The 14,265-nt window shown below is 56.4% G+C and carries 15 protein-coding genes; 9 read left to right on the top strand and 6 right to left on the bottom strand.

Going from position 1 to position 14,265, the window contains the following annotated elements; translation table 11 throughout:
- Positions 1-41: 41 nt before the first annotated feature.
- Positions 42-926 (top strand): transketolase, encoded by an 885-nt coding sequence (locus ACJJU9_RS17110; protein WP_407729072.1) that lies wholly within the window; start codon positions 42-44, stop codon positions 924-926.
- A gap of 3 nt (positions 927-929) precedes the next feature.
- Positions 930-1,910 (top strand): transketolase family protein, encoded by a 981-nt coding sequence (locus ACJJU9_RS17105; protein ID WP_407729071.1) that lies wholly within the window; start codon positions 930-932, stop codon positions 1,908-1,910.
- Between the two features lie 216 nt (positions 1,911-2,126).
- Here ACJJU9_RS17105 and ACJJU9_RS17100 read toward each other — a convergent pair whose 3' ends face one another.
- Complete coding sequence (locus ACJJU9_RS17100; RefSeq protein ID WP_407729070.1) at positions 2,127-3,032, bottom strand: NAD-dependent epimerase/dehydratase family protein; 906 nt, start codon at positions 3,030-3,032, stop codon at positions 2,127-2,129.
- Between the two features lie 148 nt (positions 3,033-3,180).
- Between ACJJU9_RS17100 and ACJJU9_RS17095 the strand changes: the two genes are divergently transcribed.
- From ACJJU9_RS17095 to ACJJU9_RS17080, 4 genes are all read left to right on the top strand, one after another.
- The gene (locus tag ACJJU9_RS17095; RefSeq protein WP_407729069.1) at positions 3,181-4,104 is read left to right on the top strand and encodes a LysR family transcriptional regulator; all 924 of its coding nucleotides are present in this window, start codon (positions 3,181-3,183) and stop codon (positions 4,102-4,104) included.
- A 116-nt stretch (positions 4,105-4,220) separates the two neighbouring features.
- The gene (locus ACJJU9_RS17090; RefSeq protein WP_407729068.1) at positions 4,221-5,003 is read left to right on the top strand and encodes an SDR family NAD(P)-dependent oxidoreductase; all 783 of its coding nucleotides are present in this window, start codon (positions 4,221-4,223) and stop codon (positions 5,001-5,003) included.
- A 522-nt stretch (positions 5,004-5,525) separates the two neighbouring features.
- On the top strand, positions 5,526-6,302 hold the full coding sequence (dnaQ, locus tag ACJJU9_RS17085; RefSeq protein WP_407729067.1) for a DNA polymerase III subunit epsilon: 777 nt from the start codon (positions 5,526-5,528) through the stop codon (positions 6,300-6,302).
- Positions 6,303-6,382: 80 nt separating this feature from the next.
- The gene (locus tag ACJJU9_RS17080) at positions 6,383-6,955 is read left to right on the top strand and encodes a GNAT family N-acetyltransferase (RefSeq protein ID WP_048373064.1); all 573 of its coding nucleotides are present in this window, start codon (positions 6,383-6,385) and stop codon (positions 6,953-6,955) included.
- 48 nt (positions 6,956-7,003) lie between these two features.
- Here ACJJU9_RS17080 and ACJJU9_RS17075 read toward each other — a convergent pair whose 3' ends face one another.
- Positions 7,004-7,915 carry a LysR family transcriptional regulator gene (locus ACJJU9_RS17075; protein WP_407729066.1) on the bottom strand — a complete coding sequence of 304 codons (912 nt, stop codon included), beginning with the start codon at positions 7,913-7,915 and terminating at the stop codon, positions 7,004-7,006.
- A gap of 95 nt (positions 7,916-8,010) precedes the next feature.
- On the bottom strand, positions 8,011-8,253 hold the full coding sequence (locus tag ACJJU9_RS17070; protein ID WP_048387313.1) for a hypothetical protein: 243 nt from the start codon (positions 8,251-8,253) through the stop codon (positions 8,011-8,013).
- A 196-nt stretch (positions 8,254-8,449) separates the two neighbouring features.
- Here ACJJU9_RS17070 and ACJJU9_RS17065 point away from each other — a divergent pair, with 196 nt between their 5' ends.
- A complete protein-coding gene (locus tag ACJJU9_RS17065) occupies positions 8,450-9,010 on the top strand; it encodes an NADPH-dependent FMN reductase (protein WP_048387314.1) in 561 nt (186 codons plus the stop codon).
- Positions 9,011-9,072: 62 nt separating this feature from the next.
- Here the strand turns inward: ACJJU9_RS17065 and phnX are convergent, their stop codons facing one another.
- Both phnX and ACJJU9_RS17055 read right to left on the bottom strand, forming a co-directional pair.
- Entirely contained in the window at positions 9,073-9,900 is an 828-nt protein-coding gene (gene phnX / locus ACJJU9_RS17060; protein ID WP_407729065.1) for a phosphonoacetaldehyde hydrolase, read from the bottom strand.
- Between the two features lie 69 nt (positions 9,901-9,969).
- Positions 9,970-11,079 (bottom strand): 2-aminoethylphosphonate--pyruvate transaminase, encoded by a 1,110-nt coding sequence (locus ACJJU9_RS17055; protein WP_407729064.1) that lies wholly within the window; start codon positions 11,077-11,079, stop codon positions 9,970-9,972.
- Positions 11,080-11,194: 115 nt separating this feature from the next.
- On the opposite strand from ACJJU9_RS17055, the gene ACJJU9_RS17050 reads away from it, so the two are divergent.
- Complete coding sequence (locus ACJJU9_RS17050; protein WP_407729063.1) at positions 11,195-12,052, top strand: LysR substrate-binding domain-containing protein; 858 nt, start codon at positions 11,195-11,197, stop codon at positions 12,050-12,052.
- Between the two features lie 96 nt (positions 12,053-12,148).
- Positions 12,149-12,853, top strand: coding sequence for a YebC/PmpR family DNA-binding transcriptional regulator (locus ACJJU9_RS17045; RefSeq protein WP_048387324.1), 705 nt, complete (start codon positions 12,149-12,151; stop codon positions 12,851-12,853).
- A gap of 85 nt (positions 12,854-12,938) precedes the next feature.
- Here ACJJU9_RS17045 and ACJJU9_RS17040 read toward each other — a convergent pair whose 3' ends face one another.
- Positions 12,939-14,249 (bottom strand): protein kinase, encoded by a 1,311-nt coding sequence (locus ACJJU9_RS17040; protein WP_407729062.1) that lies wholly within the window; start codon positions 14,247-14,249, stop codon positions 12,939-12,941.
- Between the last annotated feature and the right edge of the window lie 16 nt (positions 14,250-14,265).

Raw genomic sequence — 14,265 nt, 5'->3', positions numbered from 1 at the left:
AGATGCGGTCGGAACTCTGGTAATGCGCCTGGACACGACTTATGACTGATTTAACAGATTCGCGCGACAACGCGGCTCACACGTTTGAGCTGACCGAGATGGAGTTGGCTCGCCTGCGGGAAAAAGCCCAGTTCATTCGGTTAGAAACTATCCGGCTGATCGAGATCGCCAAGGTCGGCCACTACACTTCAGTGTTTTCCGCCGCTGAGTTGTTCGCTGCGTTGTATTACGACGTGATGGACTTGCGATTTGCCGAGCCAAAATGGCCTGACCGTGACCGTTTCATGATGGGCAAGGGGCATGCGGCTGTCGGGTTGTTTCCTGTATTGGTTGAGTGGGGCTTCTTCGCCAAAGAAATTCTCGATAACTACACGCGTCTGGGGAACCCCCTGGGCGACCACCCGGATATGCGCAAAGTACCCGGTGTGGATTTCTCCTCAGGCTCCATTGGTCATGCTTTGTCTGGCGGCTTGGGCATGGCCCTCGCCGGGCGGATGTTGGGCAAGACGTTTACCACTTACGTCATGCTGGGTGATGGGGAAATGCAGGAAGGGCAAGTCTGGGAGGCGGCATTGTCGGCGGCCCACCATAAGACGGCGAACCTGGTTGCGATCATCGACCGCAATGGTTATCAGCTCGACGGTAATGTCGATGATGTCATTGGTATCGAACCGTTGGCGGACAAGTGGATTGCCTTCGGTTGGGAGACCCACGTAGTTGATGGTCATGACCTTGCGGCTGTCACAAGTCTGTTGCGCCGTCTCAAAGCCGACACGACGCGCACGCAGCCAGTGTGCGTCATCGCCAATACCGTCAAGGGCAAAGGGGTTTCCTATATGGAAACCGAGCCGGGATGGCACTTGGGTTATCTCGACCCCGAAGATGCGCAACGTGCTATCGACGAAATCAAAAGCAAGGTGATCTAACTCATGAATACCGCACCTCTGTCGAACAACTCCTGGCAGTACCGGGAACTGAATAGTCAGACACCGAGCTTGAATGCCTTGTCGGACGCATTGATCGAACTGGCCGAAAGGGGCGAGCCGATTGTTGCAGGTACCGCTGACCTTCAGTATTCCAACGGCCTGTCGAAATTCGCCGAACTTTACCCAGAGAAATTCGTGCAATTCGGAATTTCCGAACAGAACATGGTTTCTGCCGCGGCCGGGATGGCGGCAGTAGGCATGAAGCCTTTCGTAGCAACGTTTGCATCCTTCCTGCCGTTGCTGTGCTGTGAGCAGATCCGGATGGACGTTGCGTATTCAGCCCTGCCAGTGCGGTTGATCGGTCACCATGCGGGGATTTCCCTGGGCTTCTACGGCACCTCGCACCACGCTACCGAAGATCTGGCGATCATGCGCTCGATTGCCGACATCACCGTGGTTGCGCCAGCCGATGGCAATCAACTCAAGGCCGCGATACTCGCTTCGGCCAACTACCCTCAGCCGATCTACTTCCGCATTCAGCGTGGGCGTGATCCGGTGGTATATGAAACCGTTCCTGACTTTGTCTTTGGCAAGGCAACCGTGCACCTGACTGGCGATGAACTGACCATCATCGCGACCGGTTCCACGGTTCACCCCGCCCTTGAAGCAGCACGGGCCTTGAATGCTGCGGGGCGTTCGGTAGGCGTGATCGATATGACCACCATCAAGCCGTTGGACCGTGAGGCAGTACTCACCGCTGCGCGCCACAGCCAGGCGATCCTCACCGTTGAAGAACACAACATCATTGGCGGCCTTGGCGGCGCGGTGTGTGAAGTGATTGCGGAGGAGGGAATCGGGGTGAAAGTTCGCCGGCATGGGATCTATGACGAGTACAGCCTCATCGCGCCGCCGACTCACCTCTATCGGCATTACAGGCTGGATGCGGCGGGTATCGAAAGTGTGGCGCTGGAGGTATTGGCTTAGGCCTGGATTTCAGGCCAGGCGTTTGACTGGCCAACAGTAACGCCACAACAGTGTCCCCTTTAGGCTTAATGGGCCTGACGTGCAGCGCGGATTTTCATTGACGAACATCTTGGCTGCACGTTTTTTTATGCGTGTGATTTACCAGGGCAGGGCATTCACCCGCGCATAAAAAAGCTCACCGAAGTGAGCTTTCAAAACCTCGACAGGCAACGGTTACTACCATTGCACTCCGCTGTTTTCGATCCACTGAACAATCGATTCGCGTTTTGGCTTCCAGCCAAGCAGTGTGCGCGCATTGACTGCCCGCACGCGGCTGTTGGAACCGATGGCAAAGCGTGCCCAATCCCCAAGCTCAGCGATTGCCTCATCAGCCGGCCAGCTTTTAATCTCACCGCCATAGCCAAGGGACTTGCTGATGGACGTAGCGATTTCGAGGAATGAGGCCTCGCCGTTCTCAGCGAAAAACACTGAGGCAGATGGAGCCTTTTCGATGGCAAGGCGGTAGAGCTCGGCCAAGTCTTCGATGTGCACGTTGGACCAGCGATGCACCCCGGCACCCATGTAGGCCCCAGCGCCATACTTGCGTGATTGCGCAAATAGCTTGGGCAGTTGATCGCTTTTTGCAGGTAAACCCAGTGACTCACCGTAGATCATGGTCGGGCAAAACACGATGCTGCGAATGCCTTGTTCAACACCTGCGCACCGAACGAGCTGGTTGATATGCACCCGATCCTTTCGGATGTCCATTGGGGTGAATGGCGTCTCGTCGGTAAAGATCTCAGCCCGTTCATATGCACCGCGAGCATCGTCGCCAACGACACTTGAGCCTGAGGTGTGCAGCAGCACTTTGCCGCTGCCGCTCAGAGCGGTGATAAAAGTTTGAACCGAGGCCAGATGATCCGAGTTGGCCGCATTCACGACGGCGTCAGCAGCACGTGCCTGTTCGCTGAGAATGAACGCGTCATCCAGGGTGCCAAGCACAGGGGTGATACCCAGTTCAAGCAACGCACTGCGCTGTTGCGGGTTACGTATCAGGCCACTGACTTCATGACCCGCATCTACCAAGTATTTTGCTATCGAGCCGCCGATGTAACCGGTCACACCGGTAACGAAAATTTTCAATGTTCTGTCTCCTTCGCGTCTTGAGTTTGCCCGGGCCTTACTTGAAACAAAGGCGCGGTCTTTCCTGGTTAAGGAATCTCTTCACGATACGATGGGGTCCGTTTATGAGCTAGACTGCTCGAACTACAAGTATCTGTGAATACAGTTCATGCTAAATCTCAAAGACATCAACCGCTCTGGCGAAATGGAAGTGTTCACTCGGGTTGTTAATGCAGGGACCTTCTCCGAGGCTGCCCGGCGTCTGGACATGTCCCCGTCTGCGGTGAGCAAGTTGATCGCCCGTCTGGAAATGCGCCTGGGTGCGCGTTTGCTTCATCGTTCAACCCGACGCCTTGAGCTTACGGCTGAAGGCGAACGATTCAATAATGAGTGCCTGCGGATTCTTGAACTGATTGACTCGGCCGAGCGTGATATTGCCAATGTAGCCAAACCCAGCGGGGTGATTCAGGTCAATGCCAACCTCCCTTTTGGACTGCATTGCTTGTTGCCGCAATTGCCTGATTTTCTGGCGGCTTACCCGGATATCACCCTGAACGTGGAGCTGACCGATACCGTTGTGGATCTATTGGAGCGACGCGCGGATGTAGCGATACGTACCGGACCGTTGAAAGAGTCGAGCCTGATTCAGCGCCGATTGGGTGAAAGCCGAATGATCACGGTGGCGTCACCGGCATACATCAAACGATACGGTCAGCCGAAAACCCTGAATGACTTGCAGCAACATAATCGGCTGAGCTTTGGTTTTCATCGTCATTCGCAGGTCTGGGTGTATCGCGATGCCGAAGGCCAGCGTATTGAATTAGAGCCCAAAGGTAATGCGTTATTCAGTGATGGCGAGAGCATGCGTCAGTCCGCGCTGGCTGGGTTGGGTATTGCTCGACTCGCGAGCTTCCATATCAATCCCGATATCGAGTCGGGACGTTTGATACCGCTGCTGGAGCAATACAACAGTGGCGAAACCGAGGCAATTCATGCAGTTTTCATCGGTCCGGGGCAGCAACTGCCCCATCGGGTGAGGGTTTTTATTGATTTTCTGTTGGAGAGAATTGGTCCGCACCTTGCACCGTCCTGAAGGCCGGTCAAGCGGCTATTTTCAACGTTTTTTTAAAGCGGTTTTCCGCAACACTTGAAAGACTTCAGCCCGAGCCTGGGGCAAGATTTTGTACATTACAAAAAAAGGCAGCTTTCATGGATTATCAACTGACCGGTAAAACCGCACTGATCACTGGCGGTGCGACAGGCATTGGCAAGGCCATTGCCCAACGCTTCATCCTCGAAGGTGCAAAGGTTGTTATCAGCGGGTTATTGGCAGATGAAGTGAATGCAGCGATTGAAGAGCTCGGTGACTCCAGCAAGGGCCTGGTTGCCGATTTGACGCAGGACGGGGCCGCGGAGCAACTGGTCAACATGGCCCTGGAGTTTGGGCCGATCGATTTCTTGATCAATAACGTCGGGATATTCGAGGTCAGGGATTTTTTCGAAACGGACGATGCCCAGTGGTTTCATTACTTCAATGTGAATGTCATGAGCGGTGTGCGCATGACTCGCCTTGTCATGAAGGCCATGCTCGATCGAGGAGAGGGTTCGATCGTCTTTATCAGCAGTGAATCTGCCGTAAAGCCTCAGCCTTGGATGGTTCACTACGGGGCGATGAAAACCTGTCTGCTGGGTATATCCAGGGCGCTGGCGGAGTTGACCAAAGGCACTGCAGTGCGCGTCAACTCAATATTGCCTGGGCCGACTTACACCGAGGCGGTGAAGCGCTACCATCGGCAAATCGCAGAAGAGAAGGGCATTACGGCGCAACAGGTGGTACACGATTACTTTGACGAAACCGAACCCACATCACTGATTAGACGCATGATCGAGCCCGAAGAAGTAGCTTGCAGCGTACTGCACCTGGCGGCCTCGCCGGCGCTCAATGGTATGGCCATGCGCATTGAAGGCGGGACTATAAGGTCGATACTTTGAAGCGGGCTAGCCCGTCCTCATCTCTGCCAAAGGACAGCACTTATCAGTGCTGTCCTTTTTCTGGCTATCGTGCAGACAAGGCATCGATAGAAAAATCGCAGCGTTCGAAGCGGCTGGCGTAATCAAACCTAACGTCATTATTGTGGACCCTACCGCTGTCGGGCGGCCCATCACCGTTATTGCTGAGGTCAAACTCGAGAATGAGAGACTTGACTTGCTGGATGACATAAAAAAGCGCTTTGTTAATTGCCCGCAAGTACAACCGGCTTATTACGTAACCGGGGTACTTTGATTTTCTGTTGATGTTGAACGCCAAAGACATGACGGAGTATGAGCAACTTGCACGTGAGCTTTTCAATTTTGGGAATATCAAGCAGTTCAAGATGTTCGTGGCAATGCAGAGCAATAAGAGAACCTTTCTTGAGTGGAAGGTACATGACTGTTTACACCTGATCATTGGCCATTGGGATTGATTTCGAGCGATGTGCTAAGATCCCGGCCGTATTTATAGGCGGGTACGCGATGACGGTTTACAAAAACGCTGCTGACAGGTCAGTAGTACTCGATACTGAAACTACCGGTATGCCAGTCACCGATGGCCACCGGGTGATCGAGATTGGTTGCGTGGAATTAATAGGCCGTCGCCTGACCGGCCGTCATTTTCACGTGTACCTGCAACCTGACCGTGAAAGTGACGAGGGTGCCATCGGCGTCCACGGTATTACCAATGAGTTTCTGGTCGGCAAACCGCGTTTTGGCGAAGTCGCCGACGAGTTTTTCGACTTCATCTCGGGTGCTCAACTGATCATTCATAACGCCGCGTTTGACGTCGGCTTTCTGAATAACGAGTTTGCCTTGATCGGGCAGACCGATCGCGCTGACATTACCCAACACTGCACCATTCTCGATACCCTGATGATGGCGCGTGGCCGTCACCCTGGGCAGCGCAATAGCCTGGATGCTTTGTGCAAACGCTATGGTGTAGACAACTCGGGCCGTGAGTTGCACGGCGCCTTGCTCGACTCCGAGATTCTGGCGGATGTTTACCTGGCCATGACCGGTGGGCAAACCAGCCTGTCGCTGGCGGGTAATGCGTCTGATGGCCATGAGTCGGGTGAGAGTTCTGGCAGCCAGGCCACGGAAATTCGCCGTTTGTCAGCGAGCCGTCAATCAGGTCGGATTATTCGTGCAAGTGAAAGTGACTTGGCCGAACATGCGGCGCGCCTTGAGGCGATTGCCAAGTCGGCGGGTGGTCCGTCGCTGTGGGCACAACTCATCGAAGCTCAAACCCGGCACTAGATCTATCATGGTTGTCACGCCGTCGCGGATTGCGATGGCGAGTTGCAGGGGTATTTCACCGCAAGAAAGAGGGATTTTTCATGCACCTGGTTTTAAACCCCAATGACCCCGTGGTTTCGGTTCGATTGGCGGATGAAGGGTTTGCGCCTTATGTATGGGGCAATGATTTTAGTTTTGAAGTAAACGCGTATGCCCGTGCTGACCGTCATAAAAAGGTCGAGCACTGGCCTCTGGACATGATCACGCCCTATCGCAAGTGTTACGGCATAGACCCGGATGAATTTGCCAGTTTCATTGGGGCGCCGGACAGTGCGATTTTCATGGCTTATCTGGATGATCAGCCGGTGGGGCATGTGGTCGTCAGTACAAACTGGAATGGCTTTGCCCATGTCGATGAACTGGCCGTTGCCGCTTGCGCGCGCCGTCATGGCGTGGCCAAGTCATTGCTCGATGTGGTCAAGTTCTGGAGCCACAAGAAAAAACTGCAGGGCATCATGCTCGAAACCCAAAACAACAATATCGGTGCCTGCCGCTTGTATGAGCGTTGCGGGTATCAGGTGGGCGGTATCGATTACTTGCGCTATCGCGGCATCGATCCGCAAACCTGCGAAGTGGCGATTTTTTGGTATCTGCTGTTTGAAAGCCAGGTGTAGCCGCTACCGCAGGCTGCCATCTTTACAGGTAAGAAACCAAAGGTCGTGTTAAAGGGTGACGGCGCCCTGGTCTGCCAGCAAGATCTCGGCCCGTTCACGCACAATCTCAAGCAGCGCTTTAAGCGCTGCGCCGGGCTCTGAGTCTTTGCGCGTGAGGGCATACAGTGCCACGGGAACTGCGGGTGATAACGGGCATACGTCCAGCCCGCTGTTTTTGGCGCCAATGGCGGTAAACGGATCCACCAGCGCCAGGCCTTCCCCTGCTTCAACCATGCTGCGCATCATCTGATAACTGTGTACGTCAATGTGCACCACCGGCGCTGGCCGAAGTGTGTGCAGCTTGCTGTCGAGCATTCGGCTCAGCGGGTCGTGCTGACGCAGGCCAATCATGGCTTGGCCAGCCAGATCGTGCAGGGCGATGTACTTTTGCTTCGGGCCAAGCCAGCCGTGAGGCGCGAGCAATTGTACTTTTCCCTGGGCCAACTTCTGGCTATCAACGCCCGGCTGCTCGGCCGGTTGCAGAGCCAGGCCGACATCGCACTCATCCATTAGCACACGGCGTACTATTTCAGAAAAGCACTGGCTGCTCAGGGTCGTGGGCGTATCGGGGAAGCGTCGTCTCAACGTCGCAATGCTGTGCGGTAGCAAGGGCTGCGCCAAGGTCTCGCTACAGGCCACGCGCAAGGTCGGGTCCTGGTGCTGGCGCAAGGCGTCGCCAAGTCGGCGAAGCGGGTCTGCATCCAGGTACAACTGATTGACCAGCGGTTGCAGCAGGAGGGTTTCGCGAGTGGCTTGCAGGCGTCCGCGTACGCTGGCAAACAGCATGAAGCCGAGCTGTTGCTCGGCTTCATGCAGTGTCGCGCTCAGCGTGGATACAGGCAGTTGCAACCATTCGGCCGCATGGTCGAGGTTGCCGGTCTGCAAGATCGCCTGGATCACTTCGATGTGGCGTAAACGCATGCGTGAAGTCCGTATTCAGCGGGTCAGGTGGCGCGTTAGCCTGGCCTGACCCCAGTCTCATCCTGTGACTTCAGCGTTATCCCGGTGGCTGAGGGTTACTCAGGCGTTACAACGGCTTCAGGCTTTGTCGCCACGGCGGTTTGCGAATCACGCGTTAACAGCACTTTCGACTGGATCAGTTCGAACTCGTTGTCACTGATTTTGGTAACGCGATCTCCAATAGCCAGCTTGTAGGTGACCACAGGGTGACCCTCTACCACTGTTTCAAACTCATGCACCGAATAGACACGGCCTTCCGCGTCTCTTGCATGAAATTGCCCAACTAAAACTGCAGCCATTTGTAGAGAACCTCTGGAGATAAACACCCAATTTGCGGCTCTGTAGACCGTTGATCAGTAGGGGAAGTTTAACGATTTGGAAAAAATAGTCCGGCTACTTTACAGGCTTGCCCGCCGATAAGGTAAATCGAACTGCAAGAAAGCCGCCCGATCATCTATAACTAATCTTCCTACAGCCACAGACTCGGAGTTTTCTATGAGCAAGGTCTACAACGTAGCAGTGCTAGTCGGTAGTTTGAGGAAGGATTCGCTCAATCGAAAAGTGGCTCATGCACTGGCAGAGCTGGCGCCGGCCAATTTGAAGCTGAACATTATCGAGATCGGGGATCTGGCGCTGTACAACGAGGACATTGATACCGCCACGCCACCTGCGGCCTACAGCGCTTTCCGTGATCAAGTACGCGCCGCCGATGCTGTGCTGTTTGTCACCCCGGAATACAATCGCTCGGTTCCGGCCGCTCTGAAAAACGCCCTTGACGTGGGTTCCCGCCCTTACGGTCAAAGTGTCTGGGGTGCAAAGCCTGGCGCAATCATCAGCGTGTCGCCGGGTGCCATCGGTGGTTTTGGCGCCAACCATCACTTGCGTCAATCGCTGGTATTTCTGAATGTTCCTTGCTTGCAACAGCCAGAAGCCTACCTGGGCGGGGCCGGTAGCGTCTTTGATGAATCAGGCAAGCTGTCAGAAAAAACCCGACCATTCCTGCAAGCCTTTATCGATGCCTACAGCCAGTGGGTTGAGCAATTGAAAAAAGCCTGATCGCGGATCAAGGCCTGTATGGCAGACGACTGCACCGGGCGCAGTCGTCTGTCGGCCATCACTCAACTGCTTTGCGGCATTTCGCCGTTCGCCAGGCGTTTGTTGATATCGGCAATCACCTCGGGCAAATCGCTGAGGGTGTCGATCAAGTAATGCGGACGCGACCCTTCAAACAGGCTGTGAATACGTGTGCGTTCCGAGGCCAGGGTGGTTGGGTCCAGTGCACGGTATTGCTCGTACGTCAGGCCCAGCGCGTTGCCGGAACACACCAGCGCCACCGTCCACATGCCCGCACGGCGGCCTTCAAGAATCCCCGGCACGGTGTCGTCGACTTTTACGCAAGCGCCCACATCATCGATACCCAGCGCGATCACGTTGGCCAAGGCCTGGGCAGGCCACGGGCGGCCGTTAGGCACTTGGTCAGTGGCCACGACGTGATCGGCGGTGTAACCGCGGGTGGCCGCCAGTTCAACGACCTTGGCCATCACTTGCGCCGGATAACCTGAACATGAACCGATTTTGATCCCTTGCCCACGCAACTGGGCGATGGCTTCCAGTGCGCCGGGGATCAGCGCCGAGTGCTCGGCGATTTTTTCGATTTGCAGCGGCATAAAGCGTTGGTAAATAGCCGTGACATCGTCATCGCTCGGTGTGCGGCCAAAAACCTTTTTGTAGCGCTCACTGATCTGTGGATGATCGCACAGGGTGCGAATGTGGTCCCACTTGCCCATGCCCATCGGGCCGCGTGCTTCCTCGATCGACACCTGCACGTCGAACTCGGCAAAGGCTTCGACAAAAATCTGAGTCGGGGCGAAGGAGCCAAAGTCGACCACGGTGCCGGCCCAGTCGAGAATCGCTGCCTGAAGTTTGCTTGGGTTGGTGTAGTTCATGTCTGTAAATCCTGTTTGAGCAGCCTCGGCTGCACGAATTAAATGGGGTGGTGTGAGGTCGGAGCCGTCTTAAATGTCCAGCACTTCCATTTCGCCCAGCGCCTGGGCGATGGCAGTGACCGCTGCGTGCATGTCGTTGGAACTGACGTGCCCGATACAGCCGACGCGGAACGTTTCGACTTGGGTCAATTTGCCGGGATACAGGATGAAACCCTTGGCCTTGACCCGTTCGTAGAATGTTTTGAAGTCATAGCGCGGGTCTTTGGGGGCATGAAACGTCACGATGATCGGCGCCTGAATCGCTGCGGGCAGAAAGCTGCGCAACCCAAGCCGGGCCATGCCGTCGAGCAGCGTCTGGCAGTTGTTGGCGTAGCGTTTGTGCCGTGCTGGCAAGCCGCCTTCTTCGTTGTATTGCAACAAGGCTTCGTGTAACGCGGCAACGACGTGGGTGGGCGGGGTGAAGCGCCATTGCCCGGTCTTGGCCATGTAGGCGTGCTGGTCTTGCAGATCCATTGCCAGCGAATGGGCGTTGCCGGCGGCCTTGGCCAATGCTTCTTTGCGGGCGAAGACAAAGCCCATGCCCGGTACGCCTTCCAGGCACTTGCCGGAGGCTGCGATCAGCGCATCGAAGGCGATCGTCTGTGCGTCGATGGGCAGTGCCCCGAAAGAACTCATGGCGTCGATGATCAGACGTTTGCCGTGGCGGGCGATGACCGCCGCTATGTCTGACAGCGGGTTGAGGATCCCGGTGCTGGTTTCACAGTGAATCAAGGCGACGTGGCTGATACTCGGATCGGCCTTGAGCAGGCGCTCAACATCGGCGGCGGTGGTCGGTTGGTCTTCGGCGGTTTCAAAGGTGCTGAAGCGGCGGCCGATGACTTCGCAGATTTTTGCCAAACGCTTGCCGTATGCGCCATTGATCAGTACCAGGACATGGCCGTCGCGGGGTACCAGGGTACCCATCGCCGCTTCGACCGCGAACGTGCCGCTGCCCTGCAACGGTACGCAGTGGTGGGTCTCGCTGCCGTTGATGATCGCCAGCAATTGTTCGCACACGCTGGCCGTCAACTGGTTGAAGCGGTCATCCCATGAACCCCAGTCGACCAGCATGGCCTGACGTGTGCGCAGCGAGGTCGTCAATGGGCCTGGGGTCAGCAGGATCGGCGCAGCAGGGGTCATTCTGGTTTCCTCACACACTTGGGATGGCAATTGATTACAGGGCATACGTTGCAGTTTGCGTTTCTATCAATCAAATTGTTTGTTGTTATCTCAGCTATCAGCCAAACTTATACCTATGAATTTATTCCAGCTTCGTGCGTTTGATGCAGTGGCCCGTGAAGGCAGCTTTACAAGGGCTGCTGCGCGCCTGTTTATCAGCCAGCCAGCGGTGACCGGGCATATCAAGGCGCTGGAGGAGCACTACCAAATCACCTTGCTGCGACGCACGGCACGGCGAGTGGAGCTAACGGAGGAGGGCACCCGGCTGGCGGCCATCACCCGTGCCATGTTCGGCTTGGTGGATGAGGCGCAGGTGTTGCTGGAGGCTAATCGCCAGCTTCTGACCGGGCGACTGGAGGTGGCCGCCGACGGTCCGCACATGGTGATGCCGATGCTGGCGAGCCTGCGTGCGCGGTATCCGGGGATTACCGTCAACTTGCGCCTGGGCAATGCCCAGGAAACCTTGAACGCGCTGTTGTCCGAGCACGTTGATGTGGCAGTGCTCACCGAGGTCGAACCGCGCAAAGGGCTGACTTTGCGGGCCCTGCAAGAATCGCGGATTTGCGCCTTGGTGCCGGCCAGTCACCCGTGGCTGGGGCTGGCGCAGGGTGTGGATATTGCGCAACTGGATCAGGTAATCATGGTGTTGCGAGAGCCGAGTTCGATTACCCGGCGCACCTTTGATCAGGCCTGCGACGGTGCGGGCGTCAATCCGCGGGTGTTGCTGGAGCTGGACAGTCGTGAAGCCGTGACCGAGGCGGTGGCGGCGCAATTGGGGATAGGCATTGTGTCGTCGGCAGAAGTCAGCCACGACCCGCGGGTAGGGGCTGTTCCGATCAACGGTGCAGGTCTGGTAAACCGCCATATGCTCGGCTGCATGGAGCGCCGCGCAGAGCTGCGGCTGATCAAAGCGTTTATGGAGCTTGCAGCCTAAATTGGATTTTTTGGTCGATTGACGACTTTCAGCCGTATAAACTTGCATCCATTCGACGGCCAAACCGCCGCGACACACCCGATTGAGAGATGAGTAATGGGCGCACAGTGGAAGGTTAAACACAAAGCGGAGGCCGCCAACAGCCGCGGCAAGATTTTCGGCAAGTTGGCCAAGGAGCTGACAGTAGCAGCCCGCAACGGTGCTGACCCGGACATGAATTCGCATTTGCGCCTGGTCTATGAGCAGGCCAAAAAAGCCTCGATGCCTGCCGACACCATCAAGCGTGCAATCAACAAAGGTGCCGGTATCGGTACTGAAGCGGTGCAATACTCGCGCGTGACCTACGAAGGTTTCGCCCCGCATCAAGTGCCGTTGATTGTTGAGTGCCTGACTGACAACGTTAACCGTACCGTTGCTGAAATTCGTGTGGCATTCCGTAAGGGCCAGTTGGGCGCTTCGGGTTCGGTGGCATGGGACTTTAACCATGTGGGCCTGATCGAAGCCAAGCCGGACGCGGCGGATGCTGATCCTGAGATGGCGGCTATCGAAGCTGACGCCCAGGATTTCGAAGAAGGCGAAGAAGAAGGCACCACCTTGTTCATCACTGAAACCACTGACCTGGATGCGGTGCAGAAGGCGCTGCCTGAGCAGGGTTTTACGGTGTTGTCGGCCAAGTTGGGTTACCAGGCGAAGAACCCGGTGACCAGCCTGACTGAGGAGCAAATGGCTGAAGTCCAGGAGTTTCTGGCCAAGCTTGAAGAACAAGACGACGTGCAGGACCTGTTCGTAGCCTTGGCATAAAGCCCGGTTGCGCTCGGCTCGCGATCTTTTAAATCATCAAAAGATCGCGAGGCAAGCTCGCTCCTACAGGAGGGTGGTGTGGCCTTCAGGCCAATGCCTGGCTGATCGCAGCGAAATCCGGACGGGCCAATACGTCAGGTTGAGTGCACCGCTGCTGCAAATCCTTCCACTTCGCGTGTTGTTGATCGCTCATGTCTGAGTCGATCCGCTCCAGCAATTCCCCCAGCAAAATCCCGAATGCACGGACTTCAATGCGTTGCAGGGCACGGCTCTGCGGGCTGTTGTCGAGGGCGTGAAAGCACGCCGCGCCAAAGTCGCCAAGCAGGCAGTCACCTTCGTGGCTGTACAGAATATTGTGCGCGTATAAATCGCCATGGCAGATGCCTTGCGCATGCAAGTGATCTGCTGCCGAGGCGATACCGCGGGCAATACGCAAGGCGCTGTCGTAGGTGAAGCGGGTGGCTGGGGCATAGACGTCGCGACTGCAGGTGTCGAAGCTGGGCAGGGCGGCCAGGTTCATGAACGACGGGTCGATCAGCTCCATGATCAGGCCAGCGGTTTGCTCGGGGTGCCCCGTCACGCGGCCCAGAACCTTGATCAGGTTGGGATGCTGGCCGGCGGCAATGCAGGCATTCATTTCATTGAGCGGCGAACCATCGCTGGTCATGCTGCCTTTGTACAGCTTGACCGCAACCGCGTGTGCCGGTTGGCCAGGAGCGTTCCATTGCGCCTGGTGAACGATCCCCGACGCGCCTTCGCCCAGTTTTTGCCCCAGCTCAAGATGCGACCACTCGATGTCGGGGGTGTTATCGGCTTCTCGCAGGGCGCTGGCGTCTTCACGCAACGGATTCCCGGCGTAGGCCAGCCAGCTCAAGCCCGGCAAGGCCAGCACGGTCTCAGGCAGTTCGGTGAACTGGTTGGCTGCCAGACGGATCAGTTCCAGACGCTCGCACCGGGCCAGGCTGGCCGGTAACGTTTGCAGGCAGTTGCCGGCCAACATCAGCTTTTGCAGCAAGGGCCGCTGGCCCAGTTCGTCGGGCAACTGCTGGATGCGGTTATCCGTGAGGATCAGCCAACGCAATAACGGCGGCAATGCTGCGCCAGGGACGTGCTCGATCTGATTAGCCTTGAAGCCGATCATGCTCAGTTTCGCGCATTGCCCCAGGCAGGCGGGCAGTTCGGTGAACTGGTTGTCCGAGCAAAACAGAATGCGCAGATGGCTCAGGCGGTGCAGGTCCTCGGGTAAGCGGCTGAGAGCGTTGCCACTCAGATTGAGGATCTCCAGGGTGTCAGCCAGCTGGAAAATTTCGGGTGGGAATTCAGTCAGCCCGCACGACAGATCCAGACGTTTAAGGCCGACCAATTGGCCGGCGCGCAGTTTAGCGAGGGTATCCATAAGCAGGCGGTGTGTA

It is taken from the genome of Pseudomonas helleri, from assembly GCF_045830615.1.
Classification (GTDB): domain Bacteria; phylum Pseudomonadota; class Gammaproteobacteria; order Pseudomonadales; family Pseudomonadaceae; genus Aquipseudomonas; species Aquipseudomonas helleri.
This window is presented reverse-complemented; position numbering and strand designations above follow the sequence as displayed.

What these genes read in the sequence shown, in the direction of transcription:
- ACJJU9_RS17110 (WP_407729072.1), top strand. Translation starts at nt 42, where the DNA reads ATGACTGATTTAACAGATTCGCGCGACAACGCGGCTCACACGTTTGAG.
- ACJJU9_RS17105 (WP_407729071.1), top strand. Translation starts at nt 930, where the DNA reads ATGAATACCGCACCTCTGTCGAACAACTCCTGGCAGTACCGGGAACTG.
- ACJJU9_RS17095 (WP_407729069.1), top strand. Translation starts at nt 3,181, where the DNA reads ATGCTAAATCTCAAAGACATCAACCGCTCTGGCGAAATGGAAGTGTTC.
- ACJJU9_RS17090 (WP_407729068.1), top strand. Translation starts at nt 4,221, where the DNA reads ATGGATTATCAACTGACCGGTAAAACCGCACTGATCACTGGCGGTGCG.
- dnaQ (WP_407729067.1), top strand. Translation starts at nt 5,526, where the DNA reads ATGACGGTTTACAAAAACGCTGCTGACAGGTCAGTAGTACTCGATACT.
- ACJJU9_RS17080 (WP_048373064.1), top strand. Translation starts at nt 6,383, where the DNA reads ATGCACCTGGTTTTAAACCCCAATGACCCCGTGGTTTCGGTTCGATTG.
- ACJJU9_RS17075 (WP_407729066.1), bottom strand. Translation starts at nt 7,915, where the DNA reads ATGCGTTTACGCCACATCGAAGTGATCCAGGCGATCTTGCAGACCGGC.
- ACJJU9_RS17070 (WP_048387313.1), bottom strand. Translation starts at nt 8,253, where the DNA reads ATGGCTGCAGTTTTAGTTGGGCAATTTCATGCAAGAGACGCGGAAGGC.
- ACJJU9_RS17065 (WP_048387314.1), top strand. Translation starts at nt 8,450, where the DNA reads ATGAGCAAGGTCTACAACGTAGCAGTGCTAGTCGGTAGTTTGAGGAAG.
- phnX (WP_407729065.1), bottom strand. Translation starts at nt 9,900, where the DNA reads ATGAACTACACCAACCCAAGCAAACTTCAGGCAGCGATTCTCGACTGG.
- ACJJU9_RS17055 (WP_407729064.1), bottom strand. Translation starts at nt 11,079, where the DNA reads ATGACCCCTGCTGCGCCGATCCTGCTGACCCCAGGCCCATTGACGACC.
- ACJJU9_RS17050 (WP_407729063.1), top strand. Translation starts at nt 11,195, where the DNA reads ATGAATTTATTCCAGCTTCGTGCGTTTGATGCAGTGGCCCGTGAAGGC.
- ACJJU9_RS17045 (WP_048387324.1), top strand. Translation starts at nt 12,149, where the DNA reads ATGGGCGCACAGTGGAAGGTTAAACACAAAGCGGAGGCCGCCAACAGC.
- ACJJU9_RS17040 (WP_407729062.1), bottom strand. Translation starts at nt 14,249, where the DNA reads ATGGATACCCTCGCTAAACTGCGCGCCGGCCAATTGGTCGGCCTTAAA.